The organism is Cupriavidus sp. 05N38 (assembly GCF_056397345.1).
On record NZ_JBFTNF010000084.1, the window covers coordinates 12,161 to 31,339 of the forward strand.

General features: G+C 67.9%; 16 protein-coding genes. 3 read left to right on the forward strand and 13 right to left on the reverse strand.

What is annotated here, in order from left to right; genetic code table 11:
- Window positions 1–52 precede the first annotated feature (52 nt).
- The 10 genes from AC1DK4_RS36080 to cyoA all read right to left on the reverse strand — a co-directional run bounded on the left by AC1DK4_RS36080 (window position 53) and on the right by cyoA (window position 13,275).
- Window positions 53–1,666 carry an AMP-binding protein gene (locus AC1DK4_RS36080; protein ID WP_477132121.1) on the reverse strand — a complete coding sequence of 538 codons (1,614 nt, stop codon included), beginning with the start codon at window positions 1,664–1,666 and terminating at the stop codon, window positions 53–55.
- Between the two features lie 51 nt (window positions 1,667–1,717).
- Window positions 1,718–4,042, reverse strand: a complete 2,325-nt coding sequence (locus AC1DK4_RS36085) for a bifunctional salicylyl-CoA 5-hydroxylase/oxidoreductase (protein WP_441622816.1) — start codon at window positions 4,040–4,042, stop codon at window positions 1,718–1,720.
- Window positions 4,043–4,290: 248 nt separating this feature from the next.
- The gene (locus AC1DK4_RS36090) at window positions 4,291–5,112 is read right to left on the reverse strand and encodes an IclR family transcriptional regulator (protein WP_441622818.1); all 822 of its coding nucleotides are present in this window, start codon (window positions 5,110–5,112) and stop codon (window positions 4,291–4,293) included.
- Between the two features lie 34 nt (window positions 5,113–5,146).
- Window positions 5,147–7,249, reverse strand: coding sequence for an acetate--CoA ligase family protein (locus AC1DK4_RS36095; protein ID WP_477132122.1), 2,103 nt, complete (start codon window positions 7,247–7,249; stop codon window positions 5,147–5,149).
- Between the two features lie 4 nt (window positions 7,250–7,253).
- Window positions 7,254–8,048, reverse strand: a complete 795-nt coding sequence (locus AC1DK4_RS36100) for an enoyl-CoA hydratase/isomerase family protein (RefSeq protein WP_441622822.1) — start codon at window positions 8,046–8,048, stop codon at window positions 7,254–7,256.
- 87 nt (window positions 8,049–8,135) lie between these two features.
- A complete protein-coding gene (locus AC1DK4_RS36105; protein WP_441622824.1) occupies window positions 8,136–9,137 on the reverse strand; it encodes a tripartite tricarboxylate transporter substrate binding protein in 1,002 nt (333 codons plus the stop codon).
- 158 nt (window positions 9,138–9,295) lie between these two features.
- Entirely contained in the window at window positions 9,296–9,670 is a 375-nt protein-coding gene (gene cyoD, locus AC1DK4_RS36110) for a cytochrome o ubiquinol oxidase subunit IV (RefSeq protein WP_441622826.1), read from the reverse strand.
- Window positions 9,667–10,308, reverse strand: coding sequence for a cytochrome o ubiquinol oxidase subunit III (cyoC, locus tag AC1DK4_RS36115; protein ID WP_441622828.1), 642 nt, complete (start codon window positions 10,306–10,308; stop codon window positions 9,667–9,669). The genes cyoD and cyoC overlap by 4 nt, the downstream gene beginning before the upstream one ends.
- 3 nt (window positions 10,309–10,311) lie before the next feature.
- The gene (gene cyoB / locus AC1DK4_RS36120) at window positions 10,312–12,288 is read right to left on the reverse strand and encodes a cytochrome o ubiquinol oxidase subunit I (protein WP_441622830.1); all 1,977 of its coding nucleotides are present in this window, start codon (window positions 12,286–12,288) and stop codon (window positions 10,312–10,314) included.
- A gap of 3 nt (window positions 12,289–12,291) precedes the next feature.
- Complete coding sequence (gene cyoA / locus AC1DK4_RS36125; RefSeq protein ID WP_441622900.1) at window positions 12,292–13,275, reverse strand: ubiquinol oxidase subunit II; 984 nt, start codon at window positions 13,273–13,275, stop codon at window positions 12,292–12,294.
- A gap of 284 nt (window positions 13,276–13,559) precedes the next feature.
- Here cyoA and AC1DK4_RS36130 point away from each other — a divergent pair, with 284 nt between their 5' ends.
- Window positions 13,560–14,963: an aminotransferase-like domain-containing protein gene (locus tag AC1DK4_RS36130; protein WP_441622832.1), complete on the forward strand. Its 1,404-nt coding sequence runs from the start codon at window positions 13,560–13,562 to the stop codon at window positions 14,961–14,963.
- A gap of 191 nt (window positions 14,964–15,154) precedes the next feature.
- Complete coding sequence (locus AC1DK4_RS36135) at window positions 15,155–15,778, forward strand: hypothetical protein (RefSeq protein ID WP_441643582.1); 624 nt, start codon at window positions 15,155–15,157, stop codon at window positions 15,776–15,778.
- A 35-nt stretch (window positions 15,779–15,813) separates the two neighbouring features.
- Here the strand turns inward: AC1DK4_RS36135 and AC1DK4_RS36140 are convergent, their stop codons facing one another.
- The 3 genes from AC1DK4_RS36140 to AC1DK4_RS36150 all read right to left on the reverse strand — a co-directional run bounded on the left by AC1DK4_RS36140 (window position 15,814) and on the right by AC1DK4_RS36150 (window position 18,229).
- Window positions 15,814–16,431: a thioredoxin domain-containing protein gene (locus tag AC1DK4_RS36140; protein WP_441622836.1), complete on the reverse strand. Its 618-nt coding sequence runs from the start codon at window positions 16,429–16,431 to the stop codon at window positions 15,814–15,816.
- 419 nt (window positions 16,432–16,850) lie between these two features.
- Window positions 16,851–17,255, reverse strand: coding sequence for a RidA family protein (locus AC1DK4_RS36145; RefSeq protein ID WP_441622838.1), 405 nt, complete (start codon window positions 17,253–17,255; stop codon window positions 16,851–16,853).
- On the reverse strand, window positions 17,252–18,229 hold the full coding sequence (locus AC1DK4_RS36150; RefSeq protein ID WP_441622840.1) for a threo-3-hydroxy-L-aspartate ammonia-lyase: 978 nt from the start codon (window positions 18,227–18,229) through the stop codon (window positions 17,252–17,254). The genes AC1DK4_RS36145 and AC1DK4_RS36150 overlap by 4 nt, the downstream gene beginning before the upstream one ends.
- Window positions 18,230–18,522: 293 nt before the next feature.
- Between AC1DK4_RS36150 and AC1DK4_RS36155 the strand changes: the two genes are divergently transcribed.
- On the forward strand, window positions 18,523–19,167 hold the full coding sequence (locus AC1DK4_RS36155; RefSeq protein ID WP_441622842.1) for a helix-turn-helix transcriptional regulator: 645 nt from the start codon (window positions 18,523–18,525) through the stop codon (window positions 19,165–19,167).
- Window positions 19,168–19,179: the final 12 nt, after the last annotated feature.

The following is a 19,179-nucleotide window of genomic DNA, read 5'->3' on the forward strand; positions in this document are numbered from 1 at the left end:
CGTTTGATCATTGCATCCGCCCCGCCGGCCATTGCCGGCAGCGCGGACGGGTTCACCGTGGCTCGTGCAGCTTGAAGCGCTGCAGCTTGCCGGTCTGGGTGCGCGGCAGCCTGTCGGTGAATTCGACGGCGCGCGGGTACTTGTATGGCGCGACGGTCTGCTTGACGAAGTCCTGCAGCGTCCTGACCATCGCCTCGTCGCCGTCCTGCCCGGGGCGCAGCACGACGAAGGCCTTGACGATCTGGCCGCGTTCGTCGTCGGGCACCCCGATCACCGCGCACTCGGCCACCGACGGATGCAGGATCAGCGCGTCCTCCACCTCGGGCGCGGCGATGTTGTAGCCGGAGGAGATGATCATGTCGTCGGTGCGCGCCTGGTAGAAGAAGTAGCCATCGGCATCCATCAGGTAGGCATCGCCCGTGACGTTCCAGCCGTCCTGCACGTAGGAGGCCTGGCGCGCGTCGGCCAGGTAGCGGCAGCCGGTCGGGCCTTGCACGGCAAGGCGGCCCACGGTGCCCGGCGGCACTTCCCTGCCCTGTGCGTCCACCACCCGGGCGCGGTAGCCGGGCACCGGCCTGCCGGTGGCGCCAGGACGCGCATCGGCCTCGTCGTGCGAAATGAAGATGTGCAGCATCTCGGTCGCACCGATGCCGTCGATCAGCTCGATGCCGGTGGCGTCCTTCCACAATGCGCGCGTGGCCGCGGGCAGAACCTCGCCGGCCGATACGCACTTGCGCAGGCGCGTGCGGCGCACCTCGACGCTGCGCGCGGCCAGCGTGCGGTAGGACGTGGGCGCGGTGAACAGCACCGTGGCGCCGAAGTCCTTGATGCCATCGAGCAGTTGCGGCGGGCTGGCCTTCTCGAGCAGCACGGTGGAAGCGCCGACCGACATCGGAAACAAGACCAGTCCGCCCAGCCCGAAGGTGAATGCCAGCGGCGGGCTGCCGATGAATACATCGTCTTCGGTGGCCCGCAGCACGTGACGCGGCCAGCAGGCCCAGATGGCCATGACGTCGCGGTGGTAGTGCATGGTGGCCTTGGGCACGCCGGTGGTGCCCGAGGTAAAGCCGAAGATGCAGGTGTCCTCGGCCGCCGTGTCCACGTTGTCGAAGCGCGGCGAGGCGCGCTCCATGGCGGCCTCGAGGCTGTCGGGCCCGCCATGGTTGAAATGGCGCATCTGACGTAGCGAAGGCGCCTCGAGCGCGGTCAGGCGCAACTCCCCTGCCAGCGCGGCGTCGCACAGCGCGTGCGTGACCTTGCCGATCTCGACGATGGCCTTCAGTTCCTTGGCGCGCAACAGCGGCATGGTAGCCACGGCGATGGCGCCCGCCTTCATCACGGCGAACCAGCAAGCCACCAGCATGGGGTTGTTGGGCGCGCGTAGCAGCACGCGGTTGCCCGGCACCAGGCCCAYGTCGCCGACCAGCACATTGGCGATGCGGTTGGCCTTCTCCTGCAGGTCGGCATAGGTCCAGGCAAGCCCGGGCGCGCGGATGCAGACGCGCTCTCCCCGGCCCTGTTCGATATGCCGGTCGAGCAATTCCGTGGCGCAGTTCAGGCGCTGCCCGAACTGCAATTCGGGCAGCGCGAACAGGTATGCCGGCTGCAGTGCGGCCGGCGGCAGGTTGTCGCGGGCAAAGGTATCGACGTGAGCGCTTTCGGCCATGCCGCTGTCTCCTGGGGTGCTATGTGAATGGCCTTGCGCCAGCCTCTGTGGTCAGTTCGCGGCGACGGCTTTCTCGCGCGCGAAGATGGCCTCCATCTGGCCCTTGGCCGAACGGTATTGCTGCGGCCAGGCGACCGGCGTGTAGCCGATCTTCGCTGCCTCGGTCAGCGTCCAGGCCGGGTTGGCCAGGTGCGGACGGGCCACCGCGCACAGGTCGGCGCGGCCGGCGGCGAGGATGCTGTTGGCATGGTCGGCTTCGCTGATGGCGCCCACCGCAATGGTCGGGATGCCGGCTTCCTGGCGGATGCGGTCGGCGAACGGCGTCTGGAACATGCGCCCGTAGACCGGCTTCTCCTTCTTGCTGACCTGGCCCGACGAGCAGTCGATCATGTCGGCGCCAGCCGCCTTGAAGGCCCTGGCGATCTCGACCGCGTCGTCGGGCGTGATGCCGCCTTCGACCCAGTCATGCGCGGAAATACGCACCGACATCGGCTTGTTCGCGGGCCATGCGGCGCGGACCGCCGCGAATACTTCCAGCGGGTAGCGCAGGCGGTTGGCCAGGCCGCCGCCGTATTCGTCGGTGCGATGATTGGTCAGCGGCGAGATAAAGCTCGACAGCAGGTAGCCGTGCGCGCAATGCAGCTCGAGCCAGTCCACGCCGATCTCCGCCGCGGCCCTGGCGGCGTTGACGAACCCGGCCCTGACCTCGTTCATGTCGTGCCGGGTCATTTCGCGCGCGGTCTGGCTCACGCCTGCCAGGTACTGCTGCGGCGAGGCGGAGATGACCGGCCAGTTGCCGGATGCCAGCGGCTGGTCGATGCCCTCCCAGGCCAGGCGGGTCGATGCCTTGGCACCGGCGTGCCCGATCTGCATGGCGAACTTCGCATCCGTGTTGGCGTGGATCCAGTCCACGATGCGCTGCCACGCGGCCTGGTGTTCCGGCTCGTACATGCCGGGGCATCCCGGCGTGATGCGGCCTTCGGCGCTGACGCAGGTCATCTCGGCGAACACCAGTCCGGCGCCGCCCATGGCCCGCGCGCCGAGATGCACCAGGTGATAGTCGCCGGGCACGCCGTCGACCGCCGAGTACTGCGCCATCGGCGAGACCACGATGCGGTTCTTGAGCGTGACGCCGCGCACGGTGTATGGCGTGAACATCGGCGGCGGCGGCACCGCGTCGTGCGCGGCCGGCACGCCGGCGCGCTGCGCGAGCCAGCGCTCGTAGCCTTCGAGCCACTGCTTGTCGCGCAGGCGCAGGTTCTCGTGGCTGATGCGCTGGCTGCGCGTGAGCATGGAATACATGAACTGCGGCGCCTCGAACTGGTCGCAATAGCGTTCGCCGCAGACCTCGAACCACTCCATGGCGTTCCACGCCGCGTTCTGCAGGCGCAGCGTCTCGATGCGTCGCGCCTCCTGGTAGCGCGTGAGCACTTGCTCGATGTGCTCGGGGCTGTCGCCCAGCAGCTGGAACTGGCGGGTCAGCTCGATCGCATCCTCGATGGCGAGCTTGGTGCCCGAGCCGATGGCGAAGTGCGCGGTGTGCACGGCRTCGCCCATCAGCACCACGTGGCTGCCCTGTGCGTTGCGCAGCCACCACTGTTCGCACACCACGCGCTGGAAATTCAGCCAGGCCGAGCCGCGCAGGTGACGCGCGTTGGTCATCAGCTTCGCGCCTTGCAGGTTGTTGGCGAACAGCGTCTCGCAGAAGGCGATCGACTGGTCCTGGTCGGCCTTGTCCAGGCCGTGCGCCAGCCAGACATGCTCGGGGCATTCGACGATGAAGGTGGTGGTCTTGTCGTCGAACTTGTAGACATGGGCCTGGAACCAGCCGTGCTCGGTCTTCTCGAACAGGAAGGTGAAGGCATCGTAGAGCTTGTGCGTGCCCAGCCAGATATAGCGGTTGGGGCGCACCGCCACGTCGGGCCTGAAGACCGCGGCGTGCTTCTCGCGGATCCGGGAATTGATGCCGTCGCTGGCGATGACGAGGTCGGCGTCGGCATAGTCGGCATCGGAAGCCGCTTCCGTCTCGAACACCAGCTCGACGCCCAACTGCTCGCAACGCGCCTGCAGGATATTGAGCAGCTTCTTGCGGCCGATGCCCACGAAGCCGTGGCCGCCGGAGCGGATCACCTCGCCCTTGAACTCCAGCTCGATGTCGTCCCAGTGATTGAAGGCCTGCTGGATCGCGCCGGCCGTGACCGGATCCCAGCGGCGCATGTTCTCCATGGTGGCATCCGAGAACACCACGCCCCAGCCGAACGTGTCATAGGGCTTGTTGCGTTCCACCACGACGATGTCGTGCCGCGGATTCTGCTGCTTCATGAGCAGCGCGAAGTACAGGCCGGCGGGGCCGCCACCGATGCAAACGATCTTCATGACCAGGTCTCCTCGAGCTTCCGCTCCTTCGTCCATCCGTTCTTGCGGGGCGCGTATTTAATTTAGGCTTAGATAGTTTAAATGTCAACTAATTAAGCGGATGGAGTCCGCGAGGAAGAACGAGGGGGGGTCAGACATTGCGGCTACGCGCGCCTTTGCGCGCGCGAAAAATGCCTGATCAGCCGCAGCCCTGCGCTAACCGGCGGCAGGCCCTGGCGATGTTTGCCGCCAGGGCGGCGGCATCGCTCTCACTCCGGCTGCGCATGCTCGAATGCTTGCCGCAACTGGCCCGCCAGCCGCATGAGATGCGGCTTGAGTTCACGGCTGGCCGCCGCCACGCCGGCGCGCGTGGAGGTGCTGACGTTGAGTACATGGAGGGGATAGTGGCCGAGCTGCATGGGCGTGGACAGGGCCACCACCTCGGGCTGCCAGCTGGCGGCGCACCAGCCGTGCCGCTGCACATGCTCGATGGCCTGCAGGATCTGCGCCTCCAGCTCCGGCCAGTGCGCGGGGAAGCGATGGCGGAACTGCTGCATCAATGCGCCGCGCTCTTCCGCTGGCGTGGCCGCCAGCCACGCGCGGCCCAGCGAGGTCAGCGGCATCGGCACGCGCTGCCCTGTCACCACGTTGCGCAGCGACGCCTTGCGGCTGTAGCGGATCGACTCCAGGTAGACCATCTCGTCCTGGTCCGCCATCGCCAGCCCGACGTTGATGTGCTCTGCCTGCGCCAGTTCGCGCATCAGCGGAGCGGCCAGTTGCAGCACCGTCGATCCGGTGCGCATGGCATGCGCCAGGCTCAGCACCGGCACGCCCAGGCGGTAGGCACGCAGGTCGGGATCGTATTGCAGGAAACCGGTGTCGACCAGGCTTTGCGTCAGGCGGCTGACGGTCGAGCGGGCCAGGCCGGTGCGCTCGGCCAGTTCGCCGTTGCCGAGCACCTCGGAGCCGGGCCGGAACGCACGCAGCAGCGCGATGCCGCGCTCCAGCGAGCGGTTGGCGAGCTGGTTGGCCGGCCGGCCGCGCGCGCGGCTGTTTGCATCCTCCGAATCCACGGCGCTCTCCGATGGCATGGGCGCGCCTGCGGCGGCGCTTGAGGCGCGGGAATTACGCCGGCAGCACGAACACCGGGTTGATCTCCGCCTCGACCAGCCGCTCGCCCATCGCGGCCGCCATGCGCGAGAAAGCCACGATCGCATCGGCCAGCGCCCCCACATCCGCCTTGGGGCGTCCGCGATAGCCGTCCAGCAATGGCCACGTCTTCAGCTCGCGCGCCATGGCGGCCGCTTCTTCGTGCGACAGCGCCCCGCCCGGCGGCAGCAGGCGCATGGTGGTGTCCTGGAACAGTTCGGCCGTGACGCCGCCCATGCCGAGCAGGACCGCCGTGCCGAGCGGGTCCCGGTGCAGGCCCAGGATCATCTCGACGCCGCCGCCCACCATCTCCTGCACCAGGAAGCGGTCCGGCGCCTTGCCGGTGTGGCGAGCCACCTCGGCGCGCATCGTCGCCAGGCGCGCCGGCACATCCGCCGGCGCCACGTTGACCGCCACGCCGCCGACATCGCTCTTGTGCGTGATCTCCGTCGACAGGATCTTCAGCACCACGCGCTCGCCCAGCGCGCGCGCCGCGGCCTGCGCCTGCTCGCCGTCCTGCACGATGGTCTCGCGCACCGATGGCAGGCCGAAGCGGGCAAACAGCGCCTTGGCACCAGCCTCGTCGAGCGCGCCGGACGGCACGTCGGCGGTATCGACTGCGGCGCCCGGAGGGGGCGGCGTCTTCGCCCCGTCCGACACGCCCTGCAGCTGCCCCGCGCCGAGCATCGCCGCGAACGCCACCGCACAGCTTTCCGGCGCGCTGAAGGCCGGCACGCCGCGCTGGTTCAGCACCGCGGCGACCTGCGGCGCATGCGGGCTCACATAGGCCAGCACCGGCTTGTCGCTGCCCGGCAGGCAGTCGCGGATCGCATCGGCCATCAGGCCGGGCATGGCGAGGCCGGAGGAGCCGACGATGACCGCCACGGCGTCATAGCCCGGGCTGTCGAGCAACGTGCGGATGGCCGCGCGCAGCAGGTCCGGCTGCAGGCCTGCCAGCGTGACATCGATGGGATTGCGGTCCAGCGCGGCGTGATCGCCCTTCTGCAGCGCGCGCAGCGCTGCCGCGGTGGCCTCGTCCGGCGGCGGCGTCTCGAAGCCAGACACGCCCAGGCTGTCCGAGACCAGCGTGCCGGCGCCGCCGGTCGAGGTCAGCACGGCCACGCGCTTGCCGCGCAGCACCCGGCCCGTGGCCAGCGCGGCGGGAATATCGAGCAGGTCGGCAAAGGACTGCGCGCGGATCACGCCGACCTGGCGGAACAGCGCGTCATACATCCTGTCCGCGCCCGCCATGGCCCCCGTATGCGAGACGGCCGCGCGCGCACCCGCCTCGGAGCGGCCGATCTTGAACGCCACCACCGGCTTGCCGGCTGCCGCGGCCTTGAGCGCCGCGGCGCGGAAGCGCGCGGGGTCGCGCACGCTCTCCACGTACAGCGCAATCACGCGGGTGGCATCGTCGTCGGCCAGGTAGTCGATGAAGTCAGCCAGGTCGAGATCGGCCTCGTTGCTGGTGGAGACCAGCTTGGACAGGCCGATGCCGCGCGCCGCGGCGCGCGACAGCAAGGCGCCGAGAATGCCGCCGCTCTGCGACACCACGCCGATGCTGCCAGCGGGAAAGTGCTCCATCTCCAGCGCACCGCTGGCCGACAGCGGAATGCTGTCGGTCAGGTTGACCAGCCCGATCGTGTTGGGCCCGAGCAGGCGCATGCTGCCCGCCGCCTCGAGCAGCTCGGCCTGGCGGCGCGCGCCCTCGGCGCCGGTCTCCGTATAGCCGCTGGCGAGCACGATCGCGGCCCCGGTGCCGCGCTCGGCCAGCTCGCGCACGGCCTGGTGCGCGCGCTCCGCGCCGAGCAGCACGATGCCGACATCGGGCACCTCGGGCAGGGAACGGATGTCCGGGTAGCAGCGGATGCCGTCGATGGCATCCACCTTCGGGTTGACCGGATAGATCGCGCCGCTGAAGCCGTGCCGCGTCAGGTACGACACCGGCCGCCCCGAGGTCTTGGCCGGATCGGCGGAGGCACCGATGACGGCCACGCTGCGCGGCTTGAGCAGCCGCGCGATGGCGGCCGAGGTGGAGACGGCCGGTGCGCCGGGAACATGGGTCAGGTCGGCTGCCATGATGTCAGGCCTTGGCCGCGGTCTTGTTCAGGAACGCCAGCACGGACTCGCGATGCTCGGTGCTGGTGTAGCAGATGCCCTGCGCCTGGCTGCCCTGCGCGAAAACCTGGTCGGCCGGCAGTTCGAAGCTCTGGTTCAGGATGGACTTGCCGAGCGCCAGCGCCGTGGGCGAGCCGTGGCTCAGCTCGGCCGCCCAGCCGCATGCGTCCGACAGCAGGGCTTCCGGTGCGCTCAGGCGATCGGCGATGCCCAGTTGCAGCGCTTCGGCCGCGTCCACCTTGCGCCCGCTGAAGATCAGCTCCTTTGCCTTGGAAAGGCCCGTGCGGCGCGGCAGGAAGTACATGCCGCCGCCATCGGGGATCAGCCCGCGGTGGATGTAGGACCAGGCAAAGCTGGCGCCCTCGGCGGCGATCACGAAATCGCAGGCCATGGCCATGTCGGCACCGAGCCCGGCCGCCGAGCCGTTGACGGCGGCAATGGTGGGCTTGGGCATGTCGTGCAGCAGCGCCACCGAGTGGTGCACGCGTTGCTGGCGTGCCCAGCCGTTGAAACCAACCTCGCCCTGCGGCGCGTCCATGCGCTTTTGCATGCCCGCCACGTCGCCGCCGGCGCAGAAGCCCTTGCCGCTGCCGGTCAGTACCAGCGCGCGGATCGCGCGGTCGGCGCCGACGCGTTCCAGCGCGTCGATCAGTTCGGTGCGCATGTCATCGGTGATGGCGTTGCGCTTGTCCGGGCGGTTGAGGGTCAGCACGGCGATGCCGTCGCGCGTATCCAGCTGGATGAAGGAATAGTCGTTCATGGTCTGTCTCTTTGTGTATTCGCCGGTCCCCGCCGCCTGCGAGCGAGCGGGCGAGCGCGGCGGCTGCCGGCAATGCTTCGGGATGGCTTAGTTCAGTGTGATGTTTGCGTCTTTGACGACCTTGCTCCAGCGCACCTGCTCGCCATGCACATAGCGCCCGAACTCCTCCGGCGTGCCGGGGCTGACGATCAGCCCCTCTGACTCGGCGCGCTTGCGGAAGGCTTCGGTGGTCACGGCTTTCTTCGCCGCCGCGTTCAGGCGAGCGATCACCGGAGCCGGGGTGCCGGCCGGGACGAACAGCCCGTACCAGCTCTCGGCCACGTAGCCGGGCACGCCGCTCTCGGCGATGGTCGGCACCTTGGCCAGGTCGGGGCTGGCCGAGCGTTGCGCGCTGGTGACCGCGAGCGCGCGCAGCTTGCCGGATTCCAGCAGGTTGCCGACAGCGGAGGCGGTGGCGAACATCAGGTCGACCTGGCCACCGAGCAGGTCGGTGATGGCCGGGCCCGCGCCGCGGTAGGGAATGTGGTTGAGATCGACCTTGGCCAGGCTCTTGAACAACTCTCCTGCCAGGTGCGCAGAAGTGCCCGGCCCCTGCGAGGCGAAGGAGATCTTGCCGGGCCTGGCGCGCGCGGCGCTGATCAGGTCCTGTACCGTCTTGTAGGGACTGTCCGGGCGCACCACCAGCACATTGGGCGAGCGGCCGACCAGCACCACCGGCGAGAACGCCTTGTCGGTGGCATACGGCAACTTGGGTTGCAGGCTCGGGTTGACTGCGTGCGCGAACGTGGCCATGACCAGCGTATAGCCGTCGGGCGCGCTCTTGGCCACGTTGTCGGTACCGATGATGGTGCCGCCGCCGGGCTTGTTGTCGACCACCACCGGCTGGCCCAGGTCCTGCGACATGGCCACGCCCATGGTGCGCGCGATCAGGTCCGTGCCGCCGCCCGGCGAGAACGGCACCACGATACGGATTGGCTTTTCGGGGAAGGCCGCCATGGCGGCGGCCGGCAGGCACGCGGTAGTGCCGAGGGCCAGGCTGGCCCACAGCAGCGCCAGTCTCCTGGCGGCGCGAAGCGGAAGGGAATGCACTGTCGTCTCCTTGGAATCCGGTGCGCCGCGGACAACTGCCGCGACGCACCGCTTGTTGGAGACGAGAATAGGCCCGCGCCAGCCGATTTGCAGCCCTTCAATTCCACAGACCGGAATTGAATCGGCGGCGGCCGGACGTGCCGGTCAGTCGTTCACGGTCAGTCGCTCATCTTGGCGCGATCCGTCGACATCTGCATGGGCATCATGTTGACGTTGGCGTTATGCATGACCCACAGTGAACCCGCCACGATGATGGCGATCAGCAGCGCGCTGCAGATGAAGATCGCGGTGTTCTGGCGCTGGTCGCGCGCGGTGCCGATGTGCAGGAAGAACACCAGCTGCACCAGCAACTGCGCCACGCACAGCCCGACGATGGCCGCCAGCCCCATGTGCCTGGGCACCACTTCCAGCATCACGGCGCCAAAGGAGGCGAACGTCAGCAGCACCGAAAGCACGAAACCGACCACATAGCCCTTGAAGCTGCCGTGCGCGGCATCGGCGGCGCCGGCCGCGTGAAGGTGATTTGTCTTCATACGAACTCACGCAGGTAAACGAAGGTAAAGACGCAGATCCAGATCAGGTCCAGGAAGTGCCAGAACATGCTCAAGCAGTTGAGCCGGCGGCTGGTGATGCCGTCCAGCCCGAAGCGCTTGAGCTGGTGCATCATCACGGCGATCCACACCAGGCCGCATGTCACGTGCAGCCCGTGCGTGCCCACCAGCGTGAAGTACGAGGACAGGAACGCGCTGACGCCGGGCCCCGCGCCCTTGTGCAGCAGCTCGGCGAATTCGTACACCTCCATCGCGATGAAGGCGGCGCCGAGCAGGAAGGTCACGCCCAGCCAGCGCACCACCAGGTGGCTGCGGCCGGACTGCATGTACAGCATCGCCACGCCGAAGGTGAAGCTGCTGAGCAGCAGCAGCATGGTCTCGCCCAGCACGAAAGGCAGCTCGAACAGCTCGCGCCCGCTCGGCCCCCCGGCGGTATTGCCGACCAGCACGCCGAACGTGGCGAACAGCACGGCGAAGATCAGGCAGTCGCTCATCAGGTAGATCCAGAACCCGAGGGTGGTCTTGGATCCGTCGTCGTGATGATGCTCGTGGGCGTGCTCGTGCCCGGCATGCCCGGCGTGTCCATGCGCATGCGCGTGGGCAGTCATCGTGTTGCTCATGATTTACGCCGCCTCCTGCAGCTTCGCATAGCGCGTGTTTTCGATGCGCTCGACTTCCGCCGCGGGGACGAAGTAGTCCACGTCGCGGTTATAGGTGCGCGCGATAAAGGTGCCGATCACGCCGGCCAGCGAGACGATCGCGACCAGCCACATATGCCAGACCAGCGCGAAGCACAGCACCAGRCTGAAGCCCGAGATGATCACGCCCGCGCCGGTGTTCTTCGGCATGTGGATGGCCTCGTAGCGCGCGGGCTGCACGTAGGCGCGGCCGCTCTCCTTGTCGTCCCAGTGCTGCTCGAGAGACGTGATGTGCGGCACGTGGGCGAAGTTGTAGAACGGCGCCGGCGAAGCGGTGGCCCATTCCAGGCTGCGGCCGTCCCACGGATCGCCGGTGGGGTCCATGTTCTGCTTGCGGTCGCGCACGCTGACGAAGAGCTGGATCAGCAGCGCCACGATGCCGGCCCCGATGATCACCGCGCCGCACAGCGCCACCACCAGGTACGGGTGCCAGTCCACGTTGGCGTAGTGGTTCATCCGGCGCGTCATGCCCTTGAAGCCGAGCACATAGAGCGGCATGAAGGCGAGGTAGAAGCCCACCAGCCAGCACCAGAAGGAAATCTTGCCCCAGCGCTCGTTGAGCGTGAAACCGAACACCTTGGGGAACCAGAAGCTCATTGCCGCCAGGCAGCCGAAGATCACGCCGCCGATGATGACGTTGTGGAAGTGGGCCACCAGGAACAGGCTGTTGTGCAGCACGAAGTCCGCGCCCGGCACCGCCAGCAACACGCCGGTCATGCCGCCCACCGCGAAGGTGACCATGAAGCCGATGGTCCACAGCGTGGACGAGTGGTAGCGGATACGCCCGCGGTACATCGTGAACAGCCAGTTGAACAGCTTCACCCCGGTCGGGATGGAGATGATCGAAGTCATGATGCCGAAGAAGGCATTGACGTTGGCGCCCGAGCCCATGGTGAAGAAGTGGTGCAGCCAGACGAAGAACGACAGCACGCCGATCGACGAGGTCGCGTACACCATCGACTTGTAGCCGAACAGCGGCTTGCCCGAGAACGTCGAGATGATTTCCGAGAACGCGCCGAAGCACGGCAGGATCAGGATGTAGACCTCGGGATGGCCCCAGACCCAGATCAGGTTGATGTACATCATGGCATTCCCACCCAGCTCGTTGGTGAAGAAATGCATGCCCAGGTAGCGGTCAGCGGTCAGCAGCGCCAGCGTCGCGGTGAGCACCGGGAACACGGCCACGATCAGGATATTGGTGATCAGCGCGGTCCAGGTGAAGACCGGCATCTTCATCAGGTTCAGGCCAGGCGCGCGCATGCGCAGGATGGTGACGATGAAGTTGATGCCGGTCAGCGTGGTGCCCAGCCCCGATATCTGCAATGACCATATGTAGTAGTCGACCCCCACCGTCGGACTATAGCCAAGCTCGGACAGCGGCGGATAGGCAACCCAGCCGGTGGCCGCGAAGTCGCCGACGAACATCGACAGCATCACCAGCACCGCGCCCACCGCCGACAGCCAGAAGCTCAGCGAATTGACGAAGGGATAGGCCACGTCGCGCGCGCCGATCTGCAGCGGCACGATCACGTTCATCAGTCCGAGGATGAACGGCGTCGCCACGAAGAAGATCATGATCACGCCGTGCGCGGTGAAGATCTGGTCGTAGTGGTGCGGCGGCAGGTAGCCGGCCGCGTCGCCATAGGCGAAGGCCTGCTGCACGCGCATCATGATGGCGTCGGCAAAGCCGCGTAGCAGCATCACCAGCGCCATGATGATGTACATCACGCCGATCTTCTTGTGGTCCACCGAGGTGAACCACTCGGTCCACAGGTACTTCCATTTGCCGAAGTACGTGATGGCGCCGAGCAACGCGGCGCCGCCCAGCATGACGACGGCCAGCGTACCCATGATGATGGGCTCATGGTACGGAATGGCGTCGAGGTTCAGTTTTCCAAACATGGCTTATAGCTCCGTGGCCTTGGCGCTGGTGGCCGGGAAGGTGGCCTGCGAGAGTTCCCGGGAGACCGGCTTCGGTGCAGGCGTCGATACGGGCGTCGATTCAGGCTTCGATGCCGCCTCCAGTGTGGCCGGGCTGTTCGCGCGGCAAATCGCGTCGCCGCTCTGCATGTACTTGTTCACCACGCCGGCGAACAGCGCCGGCGTCACGGTGGAGTACAAGGTGGCCGGATCCTTGCTGCTGGGAAGCTCGAGCGCGCGGTAGGTCTTCTCGTCGAGCGGCCGCGCTGCCTTCCTGGCTTCGGCGATCCAGCGGTCGAAGTCGGCGCGCGAGGTGGCGAAGGTCTTGAAGTGCATGTCGGAGAAACCCGCCCCGCTGTAGGCGGCGGACTGTCCGAGATAGACGCCCGGCGTATCGGCGATCAGGTGCAGGCGCGTCTGCATGCCCGCCATGGCGTAGACCTGGCTGCCGAGCTGCGGGATGAAGAAGGAGTTCATCATCGATTCCGCGGTCAGCCTGAAGCTGATCGGCGTATCGACCGGGATCGTCAGCTGGTTGAGCGAGGCGACGCCGTACTGCGGATAGATGAACAGCCATTTCCAGTTCAGCGCGACCACCTCCACCTCCACGGGCGCGGTGGCTGACTCGATGGGCCGGTAGGGATCAAGCTTGTGGGTGCTGCCCCAGATCAGGAACCCCAGGAACGCGACGATGACGCACGGGATCGTCCACACCACGACTTCGATCGCGGTGGAGTGCGCCCACTTCGGCGCATAGGTGGCGCTGGTATTGGAGGCGCGGTAGCGCCAGGCGAAATACAGCGTGAGCAGGATGACGGGGATCACCACCATCAGCATGAGCGCCAGCGAGATGACGATCAGCGATTTTTCCTGGTGCCCGATGGCGCCCTTCGGCGAGAAGAGTTCCATCGAGCAGCCGCTCAGCAGCAGCGCGGCCGCGGCACCGCAAGCCAGCGCGGAGCCCGGCATCCTGCCGGCCCACGCCTGTGCCCGGGCATATAGGGAGCGCCGGATTGCCATGGCTGGCCCGGCCGTCGATTTGCRCATATCTGGATCACCTTAGTTATGCACCACATAACCTATGCACTTGTCGGGACGGGATGCCACGGCATGCTGAATACATTGCTGCGGAAGATTGCTGCGGGCGACAGCCGCCGGGAGGCGGGAGGAGCATACAAAACGGCTCAATGTATGGCTTTATGCGATGCGGAGCCGGATAATAAGGTAAGACAAAAGCCATACATCAAGGGTTTATGCCTAGAAAATCCAACCTACAAGACGCCGGCAACCGTCCCGCCTGGTTGCCGGATTTCCGCCCGGGCAAGGGCGCCCGCTACCTGCAGGTGGTGGCCGCCATGGAACTGGCCGTGGGCGACGGCAGGCTCAATCCCGGCGACCGGCTGCCGCCGCAGCGCCAGCTGGCGGAACTGCTGGACGTGGACCTCACCACGGTGACGAGGGCGCTCGCGGAGGCCAAGCGCCGCCACCTGGTCGAGGCACGCGGCGCGCTTGGCACCTTCATCGCGGCGCCCACGGTGGAGCTTGCGCAGATGGTGGACCTCAGCATGAACGTGCCGCCGCCGCCCGAAGGGCTGGACTTCGACGACCTGCTCCGGCGCGGCATGTCGCAGGTGCTGCTGCGCACCGACGCCAACCTCCTGATGACCTACCAGCTCGGCGGCGGCAGTAGCCCCGACAAGGCCGCCGGCGCCCTCTGGCTCGCGCCGATGCTGGGCAGCGTGGCGCCCGCGCGGCTGATCGCCTGCCCCGGCGCGCAGGCCGCGCTGGCCGCGCTGATCCTCGCGCTGACGCCGCCGGGCGGCGTCATCGTCACGGAGCCGCTGTGCTATCCCGGGCTGCGCCTGGCCGCCGAACAGCTGGGCCGCCAGGTCGTCACCGCCGCCGCGGACGACCAGGGGATGCGCCCCGATGCGCTGGAAGCGGCGTGCCGCGAGCACGGCGCGCGCGTGGCTTACCTCAACCCGACTTCGCAAAACCCCAACACACGCACCATGCCGGCGCAGCGGCGCCGCGACATCGCGCGCGTGGCGGAACAGCGCGGCATCGCCGTGATCGAGGACGACCCCTACTGGCTGCTGACGCCGGACGCGCCCGCGCCGCTCGCGAGCTACTCGCCCGCCCACGTCTACTACATCGCCACGCTGTCCAAATGCCTGAGTCCCGGCCTGCGCACCGCCTACCTTGTCACGCCGCCCGCCGCCGACCAGGACGCGGTGCTGGCCGCGCTGCGTTCGTTCGCGCTGATGTCCACGCCGCTTTCCACCGCGCTGGCCACGCAATGGGTGCATGACGGCTCCGCCATTGCGCTGCTGGACCAGATACGCGCCGAATGCGCCGCCCGGCATGCTCTCGCGCGCCAGATGCTGGGCAGCCTGGGCCACCCGCCTTCGGCCGGCATCCATATGTGGCAGGCGCTGCCGAGCTACTGGACCTCGCGCGAACTGACGCAGGCGGCGCATGCGGAGGACCTGCGCGTTACCGCCTCCGATGCGTTCCATGCGGGACCGAACCCGCCCAATGCGATCCGCATCTCGCTGGGCGGCGTGAAGGAACGCGCGCGCCTCGGGCTCGCCCTGAAGAAGCTGGCGGACCTGCTGGCGCGCATGCCGCGCCCGCACCGGGAGATCGTGGTGTAGTGGCTTGCGGTGGCGTGCGGTGGCGTCGTGCCCGTGCCGGCACGGCGGCGCTGATCCGGTCGTATTCGCCGGATCTGATTCTGTTTGCGCGCGCGGCGTGGCCGTAAAGTCCGCCCATCCAGACCTTCTTCCCGCACGACCTCTCTCCCCTTGCCATGCCTTGCCGGGGGACGGGGCGTCTCGTCCTCACGATGTACCAACTGTTCGTTTCAAAAGGATGCCCGGCCTGCGCCACGCTGGTCCTGTTCATGCAGGACGCAGGCCTCGAACACGAAGTCCTTGAACTGGAGTCCCCGCGCCACGCGGCGGAAGTGCTCCCCTTGCTCGGCGACGCGGAGCTGCGCTGCCCTGCCCTGTCCATCGGCGGCGAATGCGCCACCGGACTGGCCGATTGCCTGCAACTGCTGGCCACGCATCATCCCGCGCTCGGCACCTTCGACCGCGCGCGGCTCTCTGCTGCGCAGAGAGACCTGGTGGACGGGGTGCTCAGCAGCCGCATGCTGATGGCGCGCACCGGGAAATCGTTCTCGGCCGCGCTGCTCGCGCTGGCGGACGCCATGCGCGAATGGACGGCCTGCGTCTCGCAGTCGCGCCATCACCTCGGCCTCGCCGTGCCCTACTTCGACCTGGGAATGGCCGGCAGGCTCGCCTCGGGCTCGATCCGGGTGTGGGAGATGGCTGGCTTGCAGGAGGCCGCGCGGCAGGCAGCGAGCCGCTTCCCGCGCAGCTTCGAGAACGAGTACCTGGACCGCCTGCGGCGCAAGCGCAGCTGGGTCTACTGGAGCGGGGCGGCCGGCCTGGCCGGCGCCCGCTAGGTGAGGCAGGCCGGGCCCTGCGGGGCCTCGCCGCCTTAGACGCCCAGGCGAGCCTTCAGGGCTTCGGTATCCATCGCCCCTTCGAAGCTCTGGACCTGGCTGGCGTCCGCGCCGAACACGCCGAACGGCACGCTGGTGATGCCCAGTCGCAGGAAGTATTCGGTATTGGCCTTCACCTGGGCCAGCGCCTGCGCCGAGAGTGCCTGGCCGGCGGTATCGAGGCCGCGTTGCGGCGTGCCCAGCGTGGCCTCGTGACTGTCCATGGTCTTCACGGCATCCTTGCTGTCCAGCAAGGCCGCGCCCTGCTGCGCGGAGCGTTCCGGCGTCAGCAGCGCCACCGGGATCCAGGTGAAGTGCACGGTCGACATCAGCGGTGCGGCCGCCTTCCAGAGTTCGCCGCAATGCGGGCACTGCGGATCGAAGAAGATGTAGACCTTCTTTGCGCTCAGGACGTTGCCGGCGCTGAAGCCCTTCGTCGCCGCGGCGACGGCGTCCACCGAGAGCGTGGCGGCCTGCTGCGCGGCCGCCGGCGCAGAGGCAGCGCCCGGCGCATCGGGCGCGGACTTCCCGCAGGCGCCGAGGGCCAGGGCGAGCAGGGTCGGCAGGAGAATTCTTGCGGGCAGCTTCTTGGCGTGCAGGATGGTGGCGTGCATGTCGACGGATAGGGAAAGGGGTTCGAATCGGGCCTGTGCCGGCCCGGACGGATCGGTTCCCAGTGTACGTGCCGAGGCACGCCGCCGAAGCCTGACCAGTACGAATCGGCCATCTCACCGCATAGGACAGGTCCTAAGTTGCGTCGATTTGACGCACCCGGTGCCGCCGCGGAAGCCCCCCTCCGATACCATGCGTGCCGCTGCCGGCACGCCGGAAGCGGCACGCCGCGCCGACGCAGGTCAGCGCCAGGCCGGCAATGAAGCGGGAATCTCCGTTGGCGTAAGCGGTGTGACCCGCCGGGCCTTGAAGCAGTTCCCCGCCCGCCGCTCGTCAGGAGCCGCCAGCCGGCAGTCGCCTGGCATCGCCGTCCCCGGGGCGTCGGCTTCCGAACCGCGCCGAGCCGATGCGCATGCCGCCGCTATCGGGCCGGAAGATCCGCCGCCACCAGCCCGACCGCCTCCACCTCGATGGCAAAGCCATAGTGCAGCTCCGGCACCGGGACCACCGCCCGCGCCGGGCGCACCTCGCCCACCCAGGCTTCGTAGAGGCGGTTGAACACCGGCCACTGGCCGATATCCGTCAGGTACACGCGCACCTGCACCAGCTGCGACACGTCGCTGCCGCCGGCGCGCAATACCTGGGCGACGTTGTCCAGCGCCTGCTGCGCCTGCATCTCGAACGGCGCGTCGGCAAGCTTGCGGCCGTCCGCCGCAATCGGCAGCTGGCCGGAGACGAACACCATGCCGTTGGCGCATGCGCCATGCGAGTAGTGCCCGCCCGGCGGATTCATGCCGGCCGGATTGACGAAGCGTGCGCCGCTCACGGTGCGCCGCCCTGCACGAGGGTGGCGAAGCGCTGCAGGTCGACGTTGCCGCCCGACACCACCACGCCGACCCGCTTGCCGCGCACGTCGAGCTTGCCCTGCAGCACGGCGGCGGCGGCCAGGCAGCCGGTGGGCTCGACCACGATCTTCATGCGGCTGGCGAAGAACTTCATGGTCTCCACCAGCTCGGCATCGCTGACGGTCACGATATCGCTCACGCGCTGCCGGATCACGGCAAAGGTATGCTTGCCCAGGTGCTGGGTCTGCGCGCCGTCGGCGATGGTGCGCGGTGTGTCGATATGCACGATCTCTCCTTCGCGCAGGCTGCGCTGGCCATCGTTGCCGGCCTCGGGCTCCACGCCGATCACGGTGCAGCCCGGCGACATCGCATGCGCCGCCACCGCGCAGCCCGACAACAAGCCGCCACCGCCCAGGCACACCACCAGCATGTCGAGCGGGCCGGTTTCCTCGAACAGTTCCTTGGCCAGCGTGCCCTGCCCCGCCATCACGTCGACGTGGTCGTACGGCGGGATGAGCGTCATGCCGCGCTCGGTGGCGATGCGCAGGCTCAGTGCCTCGCGGTCTTCCTTGTAGCGGTCGTACATCACGATCTCGGCGCCATAGCCGCGCGTGGCTTCGATCTTCAGCGCGGGAGCATCCTCGGGCATCACGATCACCGCGGCCACGCCCAGCAGCTTCGCCGCGAGCGCGATCGCCTGCGCATGATTGCCCGACGAGAACGCGATCACGCCACCCGCCTTCTGCTCCGGCGTGAAGCGGGAAATGGCGTTGTAGGCGCCGCGGAACTTGAAGGCGCCGATGCGCTGAAAATTCTCGCACTTGAAGAACAGCTCCGCGCCGGTGGCGGCGTTGGCCGTGCTGGAGGTCAGTACCGGCGTGCGGTGCGCCGCCGGGGCCACGCGCGCATGCGCCGCGGCGATATCGTCGAAGGTGATCGGCAGGGAATCGGTCATGGTCGGAGGTAGCGATGGAGTGGGCGGAGAGCCGGGTTCGGAACACGGTGCGGTTTCGCGAAGGCTGCAAGGGCCGCAAGAGCCGCGCGGGTCGGGCCAACAAAGCAACGAGCGAAAGGGCACGGATATCCAGCACCGGATGGTCTGGATATTTTGTCTACATGAATACTATTTGTCAATCATCCCGGAGCGGCGAGCCCGCCATGTGGCGGCGACTTTACCGTGCATGGGCCGCTCCGGCGCCAGGGCGCCACCACGTTGACGCCTCATACAGAGCTGGATATTCTGTCCAGATGAAGAAAAAACGCACGCCACGCCGCACGCCGGAACAGCAGATCCTGCTGGAGCAGACCAAGAAAATCGCCGAAGGCCTGAGCGCCACCTTCGCGCCGTTCTGCGAAGTCGTGGTGCATGACCTGGGCGACCCCGAGCACGCCATCCTCGCCATCCACAACAGCCTGTCGCGGCGCGTGGTGGGCGATCCCGTCACCGATCTCGGCCTGGCGCGCATCGCCGATCCGGAATTCCCGCAGGTCATCGCCAACTACCCCAACCAGTTTCCCGACGGCCGGCAAGCCAAGAGCACCTCCATCGGCATCAAGGATTCCGAGGGCCGCTATGTGGCGGCGCTGTGCCTCAACGTGGACATGACCTTGTTCCGCAGCCTGCAGAGCATGCTTGGCCAGTTCGGCGCGGTCGACACCGACAGCGCTGCCGTGGAATCGCTCGATGCCGGCGGCGCCCACGCGATCCGCGCCCGCATCGACGAATTCGCCGCGCGGCTGTCGACCACGCCGCGCGCGCTGAAGACCGAGGAGCGGCGCAGCCTGCTGCGCGAACTGAAGGAAGCGGGAATGCTGGATATCCGCCGCGCGATGGAGACCGTCGCCGCGCATATCGGTGTGTCGCGCGCGGCCGTGTACACCTACGCGCGCTAGATGCGACGGGCG

Bases quoted from the DNA above. Each gene is read 5' to 3' on its own strand.
- cyoC (WP_441622828.1), bottom strand. From the start codon at position 10,308: ATGAGCAACACGATGACTGCCCACGCGCATGCGCATGGACACGCCGGG.
- cyoA (WP_441622900.1), bottom strand. From the start codon at position 13,275: ATGCCGGGCTCCGCGCTGGCTTGCGGTGCCGCGGCCGCGCTGCTGCTG.
- AC1DK4_RS36130 (WP_441622832.1), top strand. From the start codon at position 13,560: ATGCCTAGAAAATCCAACCTACAAGACGCCGGCAACCGTCCCGCCTGG.
- AC1DK4_RS36140 (WP_441622836.1), bottom strand. From the start codon at position 16,431: ATGCACGCCACCATCCTGCACGCCAAGAAGCTGCCCGCAAGAATTCTC.
- AC1DK4_RS36135 (WP_441643582.1), top strand. From the start codon at position 15,155: ATGTACCAACTGTTCGTTTCAAAAGGATGCCCGGCCTGCGCCACGCTG.
- cyoD (WP_441622826.1), bottom strand. From the start codon at position 9,670: ATGAAGACAAATCACCTTCACGCGGCCGGCGCCGCCGATGCCGCGCAC.
- AC1DK4_RS36100 (WP_441622822.1), bottom strand. From the start codon at position 8,048: ATGAACGACTATTCCTTCATCCAGCTGGATACGCGCGACGGCATCGCC.
- AC1DK4_RS36150 (WP_441622840.1), bottom strand. From the start codon at position 18,229: ATGACCGATTCCCTGCCGATCACCTTCGACGATATCGCCGCGGCGCAT.
- AC1DK4_RS36090 (WP_441622818.1), bottom strand. From the start codon at position 5,112: ATGCCATCGGAGAGCGCCGTGGATTCGGAGGATGCAAACAGCCGCGCG.
- AC1DK4_RS36155 (WP_441622842.1), top strand. From the start codon at position 18,523: ATGAAGAAAAAACGCACGCCACGCCGCACGCCGGAACAGCAGATCCTG.
- AC1DK4_RS36095 (WP_477132122.1), bottom strand. From the start codon at position 7,249: ATGGCAGCCGACCTGACCCATGTTCCCGGCGCACCGGCCGTCTCCACC.